This is a genomic window from Halomonas gemina (assembly GCF_023554995.1).
In the GTDB taxonomy this organism is placed as follows: Bacteria; Pseudomonadota; Gammaproteobacteria; order Pseudomonadales; family Halomonadaceae; genus Halomonas; species Halomonas gemina.
Genome location: NZ_JAMJPK010000028.1, coordinates 1 through 445 on the forward strand (window position 1 = coordinate 1; position 445 = coordinate 445).

A 445-nucleotide genomic window follows, 5' to 3' on the forward strand; every position below is an offset into this window, starting at 1 on the left:
CCAGTAGCCGTATGGATTTCTGGCTGGCGTTGGCAACCTGGAGAACAAAGTTGGCTACTAAAAGCGGCTTTTTGGGTTACTGAAACTGTCACCCAGCCCTGGGGCGTCATTACACATTTGATTTTATTCGGCTGGTTTCTCTGGTGTCTGCGTTTTCGCATTAAGGCTGCCTTTGTATTATTTGCCATTCTGGCGGCCGCAATCCTTGTGGGACAAGGCGTTAAATCCTGGATCAAAGACAAAGTCCAGGAACCACGACCTTTTGTTATCTGGCTGGAAAAAACACATCATATTCCGGTTGATGAGTTCTACACTTTAAAGCGAGCAGAACGCGGAAATCTAGTGAAAGAACAGTTGGCTGAAGAGAAAAATATCCCACAATATTTGCGTTCACACTGGCAGAAAGAGACGGGGTTTGCCTTTCCTTCCGGTCACACGATGTTTG

1 protein-coding gene is annotated in these 445 nt (G+C 46.5%); it reads left to right on the forward strand.

Features of this window, described 5'->3' with window-relative positions:
- A partial coding sequence (gene pgpB / locus M8009_RS18895) for a phosphatidylglycerophosphatase B (protein ID WP_250064027.1) occupies window positions 1-445 on the forward strand: 445 nt, incomplete at both ends.